The following is a 15221-nucleotide window of genomic DNA, read 5'->3' as shown; positions in this document are numbered from 1 at the left end:
CCCGATCCCGATAGTGATAGCGATTTCGGTTTGGACAAAAATGAATAATCAAGGAGAAAAAATGAAAAAGCTCAATACGCTGGCCGCCTGTTTTCTGGTGATTGTCTTTGCGGTGCCGGCTGCCGCCGATACACAGATGACAAAAACCCTTAGCCGGGTGTTTGATCCGGTAATTGTCACCGGACAGGCATGCGGCCTCACCGGCCGGCCGGTTGCCCATTACGGTCTTTATGCGTTCAAAGACAACCAACTACGGCCTGTTCCTTTTCAGATAGACGAGAAAGACAAGGATGGCCTGTTTGTTCTTACCGCCGGAAAGCTTGCCGCACCGGATGATGACAGCGCTTTTGACGATAACGATGAACTGGTGTTCATGGCCATGGATGCCGGGGACCGGCTTTTGGACAGGGCCATGCTTCCTTCGGGCACCGATGCCTGTGCGGCGCTTGAGGTGACGGACCCCGCAACCCGGGAAAAGGGATGGGTCTATCTTGTGGCCTTTGCCGGCCCTGCTCCGGAAAAATCGGCCGTTGATTATGTGGCCTACGACGATGACGCCCCTTCATTTGCCACCCGCAACTATTCGGGCCGGTTTGACAAAGATCACCCGGTGGGCGCTTCGGAATATGCCTTTGAAGCGGGTGTGGGCGGGGACGGTGAGGATTTTATCGACCGGATCAAGGTCCGGCTGACCATGCGGTCCATGGGCATCACCCTTCACCGGTCCGAGGAGGACATCAGGGTCAAGGAGCTGGGATACATCGACGGACCGGTGCGCGCGGTGGTCTATTCGGAAAATGCCACCCCCCTGGTCCTGAGCATTGGCTCCATCTCCACCCGCCAGTACACCTATTATTACGACAGTTACGCGAACTTTGCCTTTGCCGCCGCCTTTCCCCTGCGGCCGAGCCTTTTTCGGGCCATCACCGTTGATGACTTTAAAGAGGCAAACGGGTGGACCTTCTATAATTCCAACAATCCCGGCGGTCATGTGATTGACGGCAAAATGGACGCCGCGGACAAAGCCCTGGACCTTTCTCCCTGGACATGGAGTGCGCTGACCAACGGCAAGCAGTGTTTCTGGTCGGTCTGGACAGCTCCACCCGGGTGCCCGATAAAGGCGTCGCTCTATTTTAACGACGACGCGGAGGCCGAAGACGAAATAGAAGACGACAAAGGCGAGCTGCCCGGCATCGGTTTTGATTTTAACACCGGCTGGGACCAGTTCAATGAAGACAGCGTGGAGCTGCGCCTGGCCCATTTTTATACACGGGGCTACCAAAAGGGCATGGAAATGAATGTCCGCAACGTGTTTGACGCGCCGTTGACGGTGACCTCAACGATTCTCTAAAGGAGTCCAGGAGATGAACCGCTTTCGTTGGTCTGGAAGAAACTTTCTTACATGGCTGGCCGTTATCGTGTGGGCGTTTTTGTGGCAGGGCTGCGCCCACCACCTTACGCTGCCCGATACGCCCCAGACGATCTATGTGGCCGGCGAGTGGCCGGAGGATAGGGTGCGGCAACAGGCGCCGGTGTTTATGGCCTATGATTACACAGACACAAACAACCGCATCGGCCGGCCCGCAATCGGGGGGGAAGGAAAAGACGACGATGAGGTGTGGATCGACACGGACCATCCCGCCGTCTATGTGATGCGTCGCACCTTTACCACTGCCAGGGCAACCTACACCAACCTGATCTACCGGGTCCATTTTCCCCGTGTTCCTTACTTTCACCTGACGGCCGGCAATAACGTGGGCCTGATGGTGGTGGTCACCCTGGATGAGGCCAACCGGACGGTCCTGGTAACCACGGTGCACACCTGCGGCTGCTACAAGGCGTTTATTCCAACCGATTATCTGCCGGCCGATGCCCTGCCCGAAGGATGGGACGTGAATCAGCGTCAGTCGGTTTACGGCGAGGAGCTGCCCTCCCGGCTGGCCTTCACAGGAGTTGAAAATCCGGCCCTGCTGATCCACCTGCGGCCGGAGGTCCATCGCGTCATGGATGTGGAAGTTGTTTCCGCTGACCAGTTGCAGGGGGAGGCTTTTCTTCCGCTTGCCATGGAAGTCGATGCCATGGATGCCCTGGACCGCTTGCCGTCAGGTGACGGCACTGCCACGAGTTTTTATTATGCGCAGGGGTGGCGCAAGGGACATGTGAAAGGCACGATCAAGCCTTTGGAGATGATGTTCATGAGCCTGATCAGCCTTGATCTTTTCGTGGGCTCGGACAAAATTTATGCCGACCCGGCCATTTGGGACAACCCTTTTTATACCAGCTTAAAACCCTGGCGCCGGGATGATTCAGACATGTGGGATTTTGCTCGTTTCCTGGATTACTGGGGCTGGCGGTTGTAGCTCCAGGTGTTTAAAGTCAGGCAATCTCCAGTTCCTTTTTGAACCTGTCGAATATGTCAACCGCTGCCACGGCAGACTCTCCAAAAGCGTCCACCCCCATCTCATCGGCCAGCTGCTGGGAGCAGCAGGCCCCGCCTATCGCGATTTTAACCTTCTTCCTGAGGCCTTTGGCGGTAAGGAGATCGACCACTTCCTTTATGGCCGGCACCATGGTGGTCAGGAGTATGGAGAGCCCCAGAAGCTGTATTCCCGTTTCGCTGACAGCGGCAACGATTTTTTCGGACGCAACGTCGACGCCCAGGTCGACAACTTCGTAGCCCTGGGCCGAAAGAATCATGGCCACGATATTCTTGCCGATATCGTGGACGTCGCCTTTGACGGTGGCCAGTATCACCTTGCCTTTTTTCCCCATATCCCCCGGGTCCATTTTGTCTTTCAGCATGCCGGTCGCCTCGGTGACTACGTCACCCGCCATGATGAGCTCCGCCAGGTAGTATTCCCCGGCCTCGAATTTCTGACCGACCACGTCAAGTCCTCCACTGAGGCCTTCCTCGATAATCTGTATCGGCGAGAGCCCTTCAGCGAGACATTTTTTGACGGCATCAATGATGACATCGTCCTTCATGTGAATGACGGCGTCCTGGACAACTGCTATACACTCTTTCATTATTCATCTCCTGGATTTATTTGTTTGTTTTTCGCAGTAACACCCTAACCCTGTATCGGGTAAGAACCGTATTTTTTTGCCGCGTCCAGCATCACCCGCAGCTTATGGGCCGGCATGCTGTCCTCACTGTGGGTGGGGCCGATGATGAAGCGCCCGCCAGGTCCGAGCCGGCTGATCAGTTCCTTGACCTTGTCCACGATCTCTTCGTCTTTCGACCGTTCTGTCAGCAGGTAGTCGATGCCGACACCGCCCATTATGGTAAAACGGTCACCGTGCGATTTTTTTATGCTGAAAATATCGACGTTGGACGTGTTTTCAAAGGCGTGAAGCCCGTCAGCGCCCCATCCCGCGAAAACGTCGAACAGCTTGGTGTTGTCGCCGCAGGAGTGAAGCACCGCTTTTGCGCCCCGCTGATGAATGTTTTTGAAAAGGCGTTTGTACCGTTCGCCGAAAAGATCCTCCACCATCTTGGGACTCATGAAGGGACCGGTCTTGAAGGCAAAGTCATCGGTGGTCAGGATGACCGGGCTGCCGGCGTCAATCATGGCGGTGTGGACTTTGAAATTGATCTCTTCAAGGATATCGAGGAACCGTTTGGTGTAGTCCGGGTGCTTTTTTATCCAGAGCGGAACCTTTGCGATGCCAAACGTCCAGTTCATCGATTCCTGAAGGCCGCCGAAAAATCCCTGTGTCATGACGCAGGTCTTGTCGCCGTGTTGCGCCAGAAATTTTTTATAGTATTTGTAAACCCGGTGGGCCATTTCATCCGTGTCCGGCCAGTAGGGCCAGGCATCGAATTCCTGCGGGGAATTGATGCCCGGCCCCCGGTACATGTAGGTCATGCTGCCGAAACCGTCCGGGATCATGTTGTATATGGAGCCGGTGGTAAATACGATGGTTTTTGCATCCGGGTAGTGCCACGAATCATCATAATAGGCCCAGATCATGTCAAAACCCATTTCAATCTGGGCCAGGTTCCTTCGTTTGATCGTTCGGATAAGGGTGCCCCTGACGATGGGCCGGGTCAGCTTTTCAGGCAGGTTGTTCAGGAGAAACTGGTTGACCGGGAAATTTGCGAATTTCTCTTCGGAGATAAAGGGCTTTCCAATGATTTCATTGGCGGTCCGGCTTTCCATCATGGCGCAGAAACAGGGGACCCTGTCTACCGGCTTACCCTCGAACGTCTTGTAAATTCTCTCAACCGGATGCATTGTTTCCATCACGTCCTCCATAATTGATTGTTTCCATGTCGCCATTGTCATCTTCAGCATACGGTTCCTGCAGATTGTGTCAATTGCCGAAGATATCAATATATTGTCATTTCATATCACCTTTGCGTATAATCATGCGAGGTGATGCTATGGGAATATGTTTAAAAACCGAACCGATTATTCCGCAACACCGGTCCATGCATGCCACGCGCATTCTGGTCGATCTGGCGGAAAAACGCGGAATAGCGGTAAATGAAATCCTGGAAGAAGCCGGGCTTGATTACGCCGACCTGGACAATCCCGATAAATGGATAAGCTTTGATCAGGAGCTGGGTATTTACCTGCGGATTGCGGAGCTCATTTCCGATCCGGGTTTCGGCCTGCTGCTGGGGCAAAACTACCATCTCGGTCAGCTGGGAAAATGGGTGATGGCCGTGAACTGCTGCACCACGGCCATGGAGGCGTTTAAAACCGCCTTTACCCTCATCGATTTAGCGCCGGTCTATTTCCAGTATATTCTGGAGACAAAGGGCGGCACCGCTTTTTTCCGGTTTCGGGAGATCTTTGATCCGGGGAAATACCGGCGGTTTATTCATGAAGCCCATACAGTCGGCTTCTACTATATATGCCGGGACATCATGAAAGAGCCGCTTCCGCTGACAGAAGTCCGGTTCGCCTATCCCCGGCCGGAATACGCCGATGAATACAAAAAGATATTCAACTGCCCGGTCATTTTTAATGCCAAAGAGACCCAGGCCCTTTTTGCCGGCCGGTATCTTGAAAAGGCGCTGCCCTGCGCCAATGTGCTGACCAAAAATCTTTATGAAAAAGAGTGCCGGCATCTATTGCAGGACCTGGACCGGTTTTCCACAACCACCGGGCGGGTAAAACAGGCGCTGTTTTCATATGATAACGGGTTTCCCGGAATGGCGGAGATGGCCCGGCGGTTTAATATGAGTCCCCAGACATTGGGACGCCGCCTGGCCGCTGAAGGAACAGACTATAAAACCGTGTCCCGCCAGGTGCGGGAAAAAAGAGCCTGCAATCTTCTCCAAACCAGTGATTTACCCATAGAGGAAATAGCCGCCAGGCTCGGCTACAGCGACACGGCCAATTTCTATCGGGCCTTCAAATCATGGACCGGCAAGACACCGCTTGGCTTCCGCCGTAAAGAGACCTAAAATCAAACAGGACCAAATCCCGTCCGGCTATACGCATAAAATCGATAAGGTGTGTCTGCTCATAACGCTTGGCATGGATTGTCTTTGGAGTCCGCAGGCAATTGGTCAGGCGCGTAGCCACGAAGAAAAAAGCGGGAACGTAAAAGTATACTTATCAAAGCATCCTCGGTACATGTATGGCTCATGTCTTTTCCCACAGCATCGAGATCGGCACGGCAAACAACCCTTTACCAAAAGATACGATTGCGTCTCCATCGTAAAGAACAACCCCTGCCTCAAACCGTTTACCTACCGATTTTTGCAGACGAATCAAGCCTCTAAAATCAGAAGCGCCGACCGTTGAGGAAGCCTTTACTTCCACTCCGGCCAGTTGCCTGCCGCCGAACTCCAGCACCACATCCACTTCCAGTCCCTCCTTGTCGCGGTAATGATAAAATGTCACCGGCTCTTCCTGCCAACCGCTTTGACGCCGCAGTTCCTGATAAACAAAGGTTTCCAGTAATTGCCCATACAGTTCGCGATCGCCCCAAAGGGATGGGCCGTCCACGCCAAGAAGGGCGCAGGCCAGGCCGGTGTCACAGAGGTGCAGTTTCGGCGTCTTGATCAGACGGCTGAGGCGATTGTTGTGCCAGGGGGGAAGCTGCTCCAGCAGAAACAAACGTTCCAGCAGGGTCATGTAGTCACGAATCGTGGGCCGGCTCAACTGGAACGGCCCGGACAGTTCGGCCACATTCACCAAGTGTGCGGTCTGCCCTGCGGCCAGGGCCAGGAGGCGGGGTAGTGCTTCCAGAGAACGAATAGCGGAAAGGTCACGCACATCCCGTTGCACCAGTGTATCGATATAGTCCCGATACCATGCAGCTCGCCGGCGGGAGGCTGTTCGGGCCAACGCGGCCGGAAAACCACCGGCCGCAATCCGTTCGGCCAGGTCACGGCCCTGCCTGCTCCCGATGCTTGATTTTTTGAATCCCTGCCCCAACAGAATCGATAGAAAACCCGAATCCCTGCCGGCCAGTTCGCACTGGGCAAGGGGATGAAGCCTTAATATCTCCATTCGCCCGGCCAGAGAATCCGCCAGTTTCGGCACCAGCAGCACATTGGCCGAGCCGGTAAGGATAAATCGACCGGCCTGCCGCCGTGAATCCACGGCCGCCTTAAGTGAGGTGAACAGCCCCGGAACCCGCTGGATCTCATCCAGAATCACCTTGTCGGGCAGATCGGCCACAAAACCGACCGGGTCGAATTCAGCCGCAGCTCGCTGCACATCATTATCAAAGGAGATATAGACATAACCGGCTGCGTCACCCACAAGACGGGCCAGTGTGGTCTTCCCGCTTTGGCGCGGGCCATGAATCAACACTACGGGAGAATCCGCCAGCGCCTCGGTAACCCGGGGAATCAAAAAGCGGGGATGTAAAGGGTCTTTTTTCATGTCGTTTAATATACCCTCAAAAGCGGCTAAATGAAAGTTTTATTGCCGTCTAAATGAAAAAAAATTACCGTCCAATTGAAATGTTTATTCGGAGAAGCGACGCAACTTGATAGAAAATATCATTTTTGTTTAATAGAAAATCGGGGAAAAGAATATCGCCGTTATCAGCAGAAAGGGGTAGACTGGGCCATTCGAATTTAAAAACAATTCAAGGATACTAACAGTTATTGGGGTTTACGCAATTTTGAGAAGCGCATTTTTCCTATTCTTTCCCCCGAAAAACACAAAAGCGCTTACGGTCTTTCCGTAAGCGCTTTTTTTTGTGGTGGAGCTGAGGGGGATCGAACCCCTGACCTCATGACTGCCAGTCATATTTTAAGACTTTCCTATAATGTCCTTTTATCACATAAACCCTTTGACAATCAAAGAATTATCCTTTATTGTTTTTCCTAAAGCGTCATTTAAAAACATACTGTTTCAGACACAAAAGCGGGACTATGGCGGGACTGGAAACCGGGCTTAGATAAAGGCTTCTATCAATGAAACGGGAAATTGTCATAAAACAGGGCACGAAATAATTTTGCACTGTAACATATAGATATTAAAAGACTTTATGGCAATTGGCGGGACTATAGCGGGATAGAATCAAAAACGGGGGCTTGTTATGGCTGGAAAATGGGTAAAAACGACCTTTCCGGGAGTGAGATATAAAGAACATCCGACCAGGAAAAACGGAGTCAAGCGCGATCAATATTTTACGATCCGTTACAAGTTGGCCGGGAAAGACCGCGAAGAGGGGCTTGGTTGGGCTTCAGAGAATTGGACGGCGGCAAAGGCTTATGATCGTTTAAAGGAATTGAAGGAAAACCGAAAGACCGGGGAAGGTCCGCAAACCCTGGCAGAGAAGCGGGCTATTGAGGACAAACGCAAAGATGCCGACAAGCAAGCGCGACAGTTGGCCGAAAAGGAAAACGTAACCTTTGGCCGTTTCATGGCTGAAACGTACCTTCCGCAATGCAAGCGCGACAAAAAACCGACGACTTATGCAATGGAAGAAGCCCTTTACCGGGTCCACCTGGCCGAAACAATAGGAAACCTTCCCTTTGGTAAAATAGCGGCTTTTCACGTTGAACGGGTCAAGAAAGCTATGGCCGACAAAAAGAAAGCTGGCCGAACCATTCAATATGCATTGCAAGTAACCCGACAGGTTTTTAATATGGCGCGAAAGCGTGGAGTCTATACCGGCGAAAATCCGACGAGCGCCGTTAAATGGCCGAAGCTGGATAACATGAAGATGCGTTATTTAAGCATTGACGAGGCTGAAAAGCTATTTGATGCACTGGCGGCAAAAAGTCACAACCTTCATGACATGGCGCTGTTATCCCTTCATTCTGGTTTGCGCTTTGGCGAGATTGCGAAGTTAACATGGAGTTGCGTAAATTGGAAAGCGGGAACCCTGGCGATCCTGGACGCTAAAACAGGATCAAGAACCGCATACTTGACGACACGGGCAAAGGCTATGCTGAAAAACAGAGAAGAAGGGGCACCAAACGAACTTATATTTCAAAAGCGATCCGGGCTTGATGGTTCAATAGCGCGCGCCTCAAAAACCTTTTCCAGGGTAGTCAAAGAGTTAGGCTTGAACCAGGGAATCACCGACAGAAAGCAAAAAGTGACATTTCATACCCTTCGGCATTCTTATGCAACGCACCTTTACGAAAGCACACACGACCTGTATTTAACCCAGAAGTCACTTGGGCACACTACAAGCACCATGACCCAAAGATATGCGAAGATGACCGAAAACAGATTGAGAGAGGGCTCGGCGGCATTGGAGGCGGCATTTAAAACGAACGGGCAGAAAAAGAAAAAGAATGCCGGGCAGGTGTTGTGAACTTTTCAAAGTGAGACCGGAAAGCAGAGGATCAAAAAAAGCTTGACATAACACATCCCAGAGTATAAGCGATAAACACAGGACGGTACGGCCGTCCGGTGGCAAGGAAATATTTACACCGCCTATATCACTATACTGTACGGCAGTTACAGTGATATTCCCTAAGGGGGAGTCCAAGACAGGCGGCGGGATGATCCATAAAGAGGGCAAGGCCCTGGCCTTAAACTTAACGATTTTTTGTTAGGTCTAAGATCAGCGCATGTCCTCTTTTTTTGTGCGCTCTTCTTTGACAAAAGGAGAGTAAAAAATGGAATCAGTCTTTCAAGAACTCGCGTCAAAATGGCCGTCAAGTTTCGTCGCAAGGACGGAAATCAAGCACTTCACCGGCGGCATAATTTCAGAAAAATATCTTGCAAACCTTGACTGCCAGGGCAAAGGCCCAAAGGGTCGAATCCGAACCGGCAGAAAAATTTCATATCCCGTCGCTTCTTTTATTGAATGGCTTGAGGCACGCAGCGCGGTTGTCCCTGACCGGACCCGGAAAACCGAGGGTGATGCCATATCCGAGCATGGCAAGGAATAGTTATATCTCAAAGAACGGCTATGGCGGGGGAACCTTGGCAAAGTTACCTGGAAAAATTTGGATCGACCGGGAAATGATAGAAAGTAAGGCATATTTATCATTGTCGGGATTCAGTCCACAGCTTTTAATTTTGGTTTTGGGAAAGCGACAGTTTGAGAAGCAGGGACGTAAGGGAAAAGAAAAGTGGGTACTGGTGAACGGCAAAAATATCAACATTCCATACACAGAGTTTAAAGGGAAATACGGCATCACGCAGCCTAAGTTGACCAGGGCAATAGATCAGCTATTGGAGAAGGGCTTTCTATCGGTTGTTCACCCGGGGGGGCTGTATCGGCACGACAAGGCCGTTTATGCCCTATCTGACAACTGGTTGAGATGGAAACCGGGAATGACATTCCAGGCGAGAGAAAGGGAAACCGTTAAGCGTGGGTTTTGTGATCCAAAAAAATAAAACTCGCATACGTAAACGTAACCATACACATCAACGTAAACGTAACCATAAGCCTTAATTAAGGGCAACGTAAACGTAACCATAAAAAAGGTTAAAAATGGCTGTAAATTTAGAACTGATAGGGATTCAGGCTATTTTAGGCACAAATACAGAAAATGCAATTAAGGGCAACGAAACCGTTGATGTATATATATTACCATGCCAGCCTGTTTTTTTTAACCAAGCTTTTAAAGCAAGCGACGCACGGCTTAACGGGCTTGCGATAGGGATGACCCACGGGAGAAACAGGCGGGCGACTTTATGACAGCGAAAGGCGGTATTTATGAAAGAAACGGTCAAGAAAAAACCAGGGAAGGGCAACAAGGGCAAGGCTTCAAGCACACCCCCCCCGGGGGGCAAGCGGAAAACGGCGATCCGGGTCAAGACCCTTGCGGACCTGAGGCGCTTCATGGCGCGAACCTTAAACGAACTGGACGCCGATAAAATTGTTGATGGGAAAGCCCGCGTGCTTGGATATTTATGCAGCGTCTTGATGGGCATTATCAAAGACGGCGACCTTGAATCACGAATTTTAAAACTTGAACAGGAGGCATCGAAAAATGAACACAATTAAAAAAAGGTTGGCCAAGTTGGAAACTCAAAAGGACCGGCAGCAATTTGAGCCGTTCCATATTATTCGATGGGGGTCAACGAAAGGACCCGAGCGGGAATACTATGTTGGCGAGGACGGATTTGTCCAGGTCCACGACGAGGTCCATCAGGGCCAAGAGGTGGTGAACCATGAATAATAATCTGAAAACCAGGATTGAAGCACTTGAAAAGGTAATGGCACCGATTGACTGGGAGCCGGTTGAAATTCACATATATGTGGAGGATTGCTCCATTGCCGGACAAAACACGCCGGAAGAATTGTTAATGGTCATAAAGAGCGGCACACCGGCAAAGCATGGGCGAACATATCACCGGGGAGCGGATGAGACAGCGGCGGCATTTCTGGCAAGGTGTGAGGCGGCGGAGCTGGCAGCATGACCCACGCACGCGCGGGGAAAAAGAGCGGCTTGAATTTTAGGCTTTTTTAGGTTTTCCATGACCCACGCACGCGCGGAAACGTCTATCCGCTCCAACTCACAGCACAACAAATTGACCCATGACCCACGCACGCGCGGAAACGTCGCCACGACTTCACAGGAGGCCGTAGGGCCGGCGATCACCAAAATAAAGTTTTCTTACCAGTCTGAAGTCGTTTTTTTGTTCTGGTTTAACGCTGTGATGATCTCATCACCGAAGGCCAAAAGAACCGGTTTAATTTTATCTACGTGTGCTTGGTAATATATTGGCTGTTCCGCATAGCCTTGTGCTGAAATCTGAAGGTTTGAGAACGATAGCCTAAACTTATTATCTTTGACGTCGATTCTCATTGTAAAGGGGACTCGCCACTCACCAACACTAAGGCAACCCATACCTTTGCATGGATATGAAACAACGCCGTTGCCGATCAAAAGCCCTTGTTCTGGTTCGTCAAGCTCAACAACCGATTTTGCAGACCTGAAGTTCTCAGCAACCCAAATCTTCATACCTTTATAAATTTGGTCTTTGGTGTAGCCTGGTGCCTCAAAAACCTTAAAGAATGTTTTTTCGCATTCCTGCCTTTGCGTTGCAAATACACAAGAAAAAAGAAAAATACACGATAAAAAGATAATAAAAAGTTTTTTCATGGTCCCCCCCCCCTATGTTTGTAAACGATTAGACTTTACAGGTTTTGCTTTATCCCCCCATTCATATACCAGATAAGTCAGTGAAGGGTCAAGGTTGGGTGTGGTTGTCAAGGTAGGGAGGGGGAGAAACGACCGAAAGAAAGAAAATCAATCCTGGGGCAATTATGGCCGTTAATTTTTCTTTGTAATTTTACCGGGAAGGGTTATTCTGGCTTTTCTGATCAAGCAATATCAGAATTAGAAAAAATAGAAACAAGGCCTTATCAAGCACATAGGGGGGGCCACGTAATGAGCATCAAAGGTATATTTAAAAGATTGATTTTCGGAGCAAGTGCTGAGCCAGGTGAGCAAACCCGATCCACCAAGACTGTCCGTAATGAATATACGTTTTCTGAAAGAGATAAGTTGGTGGCCCAGAAGTGCGCGGGAGACCTTCTCCGGGTGTTCACGGAGTCCCTTAATATAGCCAATAAGTCCAAGAACCGGGAGACGCGGGAATCCAGATTGCGGGTTGCGCGTGATACACTTACCGAGCTAAGAACAATGGAAAAGAAATTTCCATTCCTTCACTTGGAAAACTTGGAAGCGGTAGAAACCAGTATCGCTGAGGTAGAGGCTGAAACGCGAGAAATGAGCGCTGCGCAGCCAAAGCCTAAAATCATTACAACAATCGAGGAAAGTCAAAATAATAAGATTGGGACATGGAAAGACAATCAAGACGTTGTCCATGGGTTACAATTTAGTGCGACTTTGCAGCTTCGCACCCCGCTACGTGTGTTGCTGCGGCATGGCGAAATCCACACGAATATAAACACGAAGCCGCCCAAAATCATAAAGGAGATGTGGGAAGGCATCTGGGTTTTTAAAACAAAAACGTTTCGAGAACTTGGCTGTGATGTAGATGAAGTGGCACCGGGAACACATGCGTCTGATGTGGGGCTGGTTTTGCCTGCTGATTATTTGCCTTTTCTTATTGCCATCAGGAGAGTTGTTGAACTCGATGAACCTATTGAAAACCGCATCAAAAAATTACGTGAGATGCCTATGGCGAGCGACTGGAAAACATATATAGAAAAGCATGGTGGTATAGAAAAAATTATCAGACAATTTTTCCCGGAATTTATCGACACAATTCCCAAGATTAGCGCGGCAATTGATGAGTTATCCGAATTGGGCTTAGAGACCCCGAACCGCATTGCAGCCGCACCTGATGAAACGCTGCTTAGCATCAAAGGTATCGGACAATCAAAGCTAAAGACAATTCGTGACTACTGCGCTGGCATAACAAAGAACCGCGACGCCGATAGAGTTGAGAACGTGATTAGGTAGCGCCGGGGGAGCGAATTAACCCGGTATCAGAACCAAAAAGGACCCTGGAGAAATCCGGGGTTTTTTTTTGCCCTGAAAATAAAAAAGCGGGACTATAGCGGGATAAAATGACATATCAAAAAATAAGGGCTTAGGCTGTTATTGCCTAAACCCTTGATTTTTTTGGTGGAGCTGAGGGGGATCGAACCCCTGACCTCATGACTGCCAGTCAGAGCCCTCGAGCTTCCTAACCTCCTTAATATTCCGTAACTTTCTTAAATAAAAGGATTTCTTATTTTACATTTTTTCTGATTTTTGCCGATTTTACCCTATTTTGGACAAAAAGTCTCACACGGATTCTCACACGGAAAACATGAAAGTGCCCTTATGATTTAACCGTCAGGACCTATTCATAATGAGACTCCTTACCGACGCTATTCGGCCTTTTTTTCTTTAAGGACACTTTTCCCGGCTCAATATTTTGGCCTCCCGGGCAAAGGCCGTTCCTGGAAATCGAATGCAGATCTCCTGAAAAGGTTCTGAATGGGCCTGGGAGCTTCTACCCTGCCTTGATTCCTTGACCTTACTCCAAAAGCCTTTATTCTGAAAAATCACCAAATCACCCATCATTGTCCGCCGCGAACCGCCCGCACATAGTACATACTCGACTTATCGTAGTTGCTGCCGTAGCCGTCGCTGAAATGCACGAGCCAGGCGTTGTCCGTATCGTACGCGAAGGTAGTAGACGATCAATAGTACGACGACATAGTGTTCAAAATGGCTTTTTCTTGTCAAGAATCTCCATCAATTCATCCATCATGGCTGTCTTTTTCACTACCACTCCTTCTTGATTCAGCAGAAAGAGAGTCGGGACACCCAAGACACCATATTTGGTAAAATTCTCTACCGCCATTCCGGTGAAATCACAGTAATTATCCGGCCACTGGTGATAGATAAGCTTATCTTCAAACCCCTGATCGGTCATGTCTGCGCTAATGGCGATCACTCGAACATTTTGCTCTTTGAGCTGTTGATATTTGTTAGCCAGGTCAATCAGGGTATTCTCGCACAAGGGGCATTCACCCTGATAAAACAGAAGGATGGTATGGGCTGCATCCAGGTTGCCGGTTTTAATGATTATATCTTCGGCGCTTGTTTTGGTCTGGGTCCGTACCGGGGCATGAAAAACCAGATCCGGGGCTTTTTTCCCGGTCAGCATCTTCACCGAGGCCATCATATTTTTCACACTGCCGGATAAGGCGGCCTGAACCGCAGGCCGGTTTTCCAAGTGATCTGCAATCGCAGGCAACAGGTCATCTTTGCCTTTTTCCACCAGCAACGGCACCGCTTTTTCTGCAAAGGCTGCCAGGATATTATCCTGATTCATGCGGGACATGGCAGATTCCATCCGTTCGATGAAAGCATGGTCTCCTTTGCCGGACCGGATATTCATCATCACCCAGTGGTGCAGTACCTGGTCCCAATGGCCGCTGGTATATAGGTCCTTGAAATCCAGGGTATGGGTTACAAAGTCGTTGAAATACGTGGTATGGTCTTCGGGGTTGTCATAAATTTTGTCTGCTATACCCTTGGTAAAGTCCACGATTTTTCCGAACCGGGCTGCATACAGTAAACTTTCGGCCCGATCTGCCTGGACCTGGGAAAATGCCTGGCGCAGATGTGTCTGTTCGTCCAGGGCAATTTTATGAAGATTTTCATCCGGTGCATATACCTGTAACAAGTGATTGACCGCCCCCAGTTTGCCCAGGATGGTTTGCTGACGTGAGTGATGGGATTCCAGGTAGTCATTTTCCGGATTGCCGGTGTAGATGATATTATCGGAATTTGGCTTTTCTGACAGGCATTCCACGGAAAAACCTTTGCCGGTATAGATCATGTCCAGGCCGCCCCCTTTTTTGAGCAGCCACCGGGTCATGCCGCGGTAGTCCTGGTAGGGATCGGGCATGGTTAGGATCACCCGGCCGTCCGGGGAGATTTCGCCGGAGCGGACGGTGAGTTCTTGTTTGCCTTGAAAAATCTTCCATTCATAATGGCTCCCGGCAAAATGGGGGACGTGAAGGTGGATTTCCTGGGCACGGGCTGTTGAGAGGGATAAAAGGATCACAGCACAGGCAATTGATAATTGAACAGGTATAGTAGACAATTTCTTCATATGGCTAACCTACACAGTATCAGCAATATGATTTGTACAGGCAAAACCGCATGGTTTTTTGTTTTACATTTTTTGAGCAGCAAGGCGCTCTGTTTATAGGCGGCCCAGAACACCCCCTGCTTGTACAGATAAATTTGTCTGCCCGTTTCACGGGTCAGTTTCTCTTGTAGCGTCATTTTGAAAAACAATTTCGGCCGCTCCGCGATCCCTGGTTTTATTTTCTGCCCGGACCGGCAGGCCCGGGCA

The 15221-nt window shown here is 50.0% G+C and carries 15 protein-coding genes; 10 read left to right on the top strand and 5 right to left on the bottom strand.

The window, feature by feature from the left end; all coding sequences use genetic code 11:
- Positions 1 to 61 precede the first annotated feature (61 nt).
- Both DOLE_RS15235 and DOLE_RS15230 read left to right on the top strand, forming a co-directional pair.
- Positions 62 to 1351: a hypothetical protein gene (locus tag DOLE_RS15235; protein WP_012176374.1), complete on the top strand. Its 1290-nt coding sequence runs from the start codon at positions 62 to 64 to the stop codon at positions 1349 to 1351.
- Positions 1352 to 1364: 13 nt separating this feature from the next.
- Positions 1365 to 2360 carry a hypothetical protein gene (locus DOLE_RS15230; RefSeq protein WP_012176373.1) on the top strand — a complete coding sequence of 332 codons (996 nt, stop codon included), beginning with the start codon at positions 1365 to 1367 and terminating at the stop codon, positions 2358 to 2360.
- 16 nt (positions 2361 to 2376) lie between these two features.
- On the opposite strand, the gene DOLE_RS15225 is transcribed toward DOLE_RS15230, so the two are convergent.
- Together DOLE_RS15225 and DOLE_RS15220 are read right to left on the bottom strand one after the other, a co-directional pair.
- Complete coding sequence (locus tag DOLE_RS15225) at positions 2377 to 3027, bottom strand: cobalamin B12-binding domain-containing protein (protein ID WP_012176372.1); 651 nt, start codon at positions 3025 to 3027, stop codon at positions 2377 to 2379.
- A gap of 44 nt (positions 3028 to 3071) precedes the next feature.
- On the bottom strand, positions 3072 to 4247 hold the full coding sequence (locus DOLE_RS15220; protein ID WP_167320889.1) for a uroporphyrinogen decarboxylase family protein: 1176 nt from the start codon (positions 4245 to 4247) through the stop codon (positions 3072 to 3074).
- 140 nt (positions 4248 to 4387) lie between these two features.
- Between DOLE_RS15220 and DOLE_RS15215 the strand changes: the two genes are divergently transcribed.
- The gene (locus tag DOLE_RS15215) at positions 4388 to 5419 is read left to right on the top strand and encodes an AraC family transcriptional regulator (RefSeq protein WP_012176370.1); all 1032 of its coding nucleotides are present in this window, start codon (positions 4388 to 4390) and stop codon (positions 5417 to 5419) included.
- Positions 5420 to 5600: 181 nt separating this feature from the next.
- On the opposite strand, the gene DOLE_RS15210 is transcribed toward DOLE_RS15215, so the two are convergent.
- A complete protein-coding gene (locus DOLE_RS15210) occupies positions 5601 to 6851 on the bottom strand; it encodes an ATP-binding protein (protein WP_012176369.1) in 1251 nt (416 codons plus the stop codon).
- Positions 6852 to 7515: 664 nt separating this feature from the next.
- Between DOLE_RS15210 and DOLE_RS15205 the strand changes: the two genes are divergently transcribed.
- The 6 genes from DOLE_RS15205 (at position 7516) to DOLE_RS15180 (ending at position 10808) form a co-directional block, all read left to right on the top strand.
- Positions 7516 to 8745: a tyrosine-type recombinase/integrase gene (locus DOLE_RS15205; protein WP_012176368.1), complete on the top strand. Its 1230-nt coding sequence runs from the start codon at positions 7516 to 7518 to the stop codon at positions 8743 to 8745.
- Between the two features lie 307 nt (positions 8746 to 9052).
- Entirely contained in the window at positions 9053 to 9328 is a 276-nt protein-coding gene (locus tag DOLE_RS15200; RefSeq protein ID WP_012176367.1) for a hypothetical protein, read from the top strand.
- 34 nt (positions 9329 to 9362) lie between these two features.
- Positions 9363 to 9779: a hypothetical protein gene (locus DOLE_RS15195; protein ID WP_012176366.1), complete on the top strand. Its 417-nt coding sequence runs from the start codon at positions 9363 to 9365 to the stop codon at positions 9777 to 9779.
- Positions 9780 to 10101: 322 nt separating this feature from the next.
- Positions 10102 to 10392 carry a hypothetical protein gene (locus DOLE_RS15190; RefSeq protein ID WP_012176365.1) on the top strand — a complete coding sequence of 97 codons (291 nt, stop codon included), beginning with the start codon at positions 10102 to 10104 and terminating at the stop codon, positions 10390 to 10392.
- Complete coding sequence (locus DOLE_RS15185) at positions 10379 to 10567, top strand: hypothetical protein (RefSeq protein ID WP_041280627.1); 189 nt, start codon at positions 10379 to 10381, stop codon at positions 10565 to 10567. The genes DOLE_RS15190 and DOLE_RS15185 overlap by 14 nt, the downstream gene beginning before the upstream one ends.
- On the top strand, positions 10560 to 10808 hold the full coding sequence (locus tag DOLE_RS15180) for a hypothetical protein (RefSeq protein WP_012176364.1): 249 nt from the start codon (positions 10560 to 10562) through the stop codon (positions 10806 to 10808). Before DOLE_RS15185 ends, DOLE_RS15180 begins: the two co-directional genes overlap by 8 nt.
- A 197-nt stretch (positions 10809 to 11005) precedes the next feature.
- Here the strand turns inward: DOLE_RS15180 and DOLE_RS17645 are convergent, their stop codons facing one another.
- Positions 11006 to 11494 carry a DUF4468 domain-containing protein gene (locus DOLE_RS17645; protein ID WP_012176363.1) on the bottom strand — a complete coding sequence of 163 codons (489 nt, stop codon included), beginning with the start codon at positions 11492 to 11494 and terminating at the stop codon, positions 11006 to 11008.
- A 288-nt stretch (positions 11495 to 11782) separates the two neighbouring features.
- On the opposite strand from DOLE_RS17645, the gene DOLE_RS17640 reads away from it, so the two are divergent.
- A complete protein-coding gene (locus DOLE_RS17640) occupies positions 11783 to 12823 on the top strand; it encodes a hypothetical protein (RefSeq protein ID WP_052294315.1) in 1041 nt (346 codons plus the stop codon).
- Between the two features lie 751 nt (positions 12824 to 13574).
- Here DOLE_RS17640 and DOLE_RS17635 read toward each other — a convergent pair.
- On the bottom strand, positions 13575 to 14975 hold the full coding sequence (locus DOLE_RS17635; protein ID WP_012176361.1) for a peroxiredoxin family protein: 1401 nt from the start codon (positions 14973 to 14975) through the stop codon (positions 13575 to 13577).
- Positions 14976 to 15221 lie beyond the last annotated feature (246 nt).

This window comes from Desulfosudis oleivorans Hxd3, assembly GCF_000018405.1.
Lineage (GTDB): Bacteria > Desulfobacterota > Desulfobacteria > Desulfobacterales > Desulfosudaceae > Desulfosudis > Desulfosudis oleivorans.
This window is presented reverse-complemented; position numbering and strand designations above follow the sequence as displayed.

Bases quoted from the DNA above. Each gene is read 5' to 3' on its own strand.
- DOLE_RS15220 (WP_167320889.1), bottom strand. From the start codon at position 4,247: ATGGAAACAATGCATCCGGTTGAGAGAATTTACAAGACGTTCGAGGGT.
- DOLE_RS15210 (WP_012176369.1), bottom strand. From the start codon at position 6,851: ATGAAAAAAGACCCTTTACATCCCCGCTTTTTGATTCCCCGGGTTACC.
- DOLE_RS15190 (WP_012176365.1), top strand. From the start codon at position 10,102: ATGAAAGAAACGGTCAAGAAAAAACCAGGGAAGGGCAACAAGGGCAAG.
- DOLE_RS15225 (WP_012176372.1), bottom strand. From the start codon at position 3,027: ATGAAAGAGTGTATAGCAGTTGTCCAGGACGCCGTCATTCACATGAAG.
- DOLE_RS15215 (WP_012176370.1), top strand. From the start codon at position 4,388: ATGGGAATATGTTTAAAAACCGAACCGATTATTCCGCAACACCGGTCC.
- DOLE_RS17645 (WP_012176363.1), bottom strand. From the start codon at position 11,494: ATGAAAAAACTTTTTATTATCTTTTTATCGTGTATTTTTCTTTTTTCT.
- DOLE_RS15200 (WP_012176367.1), top strand. From the start codon at position 9,053: ATGGAATCAGTCTTTCAAGAACTCGCGTCAAAATGGCCGTCAAGTTTC.
- DOLE_RS17635 (WP_012176361.1), bottom strand. From the start codon at position 14,975: ATGAAGAAATTGTCTACTATACCTGTTCAATTATCAATTGCCTGTGCT.
- DOLE_RS15180 (WP_012176364.1), top strand. From the start codon at position 10,560: ATGAATAATAATCTGAAAACCAGGATTGAAGCACTTGAAAAGGTAATG.
- DOLE_RS17640 (WP_052294315.1), top strand. From the start codon at position 11,783: ATGAGCATCAAAGGTATATTTAAAAGATTGATTTTCGGAGCAAGTGCT.
- DOLE_RS15205 (WP_012176368.1), top strand. From the start codon at position 7,516: ATGGCTGGAAAATGGGTAAAAACGACCTTTCCGGGAGTGAGATATAAA.
- DOLE_RS15185 (WP_041280627.1), top strand. From the start codon at position 10,379: ATGAACACAATTAAAAAAAGGTTGGCCAAGTTGGAAACTCAAAAGGAC.
- DOLE_RS15230 (WP_012176373.1), top strand. From the start codon at position 1,365: ATGAACCGCTTTCGTTGGTCTGGAAGAAACTTTCTTACATGGCTGGCC.
- DOLE_RS15235 (WP_012176374.1), top strand. From the start codon at position 62: ATGAAAAAGCTCAATACGCTGGCCGCCTGTTTTCTGGTGATTGTCTTT.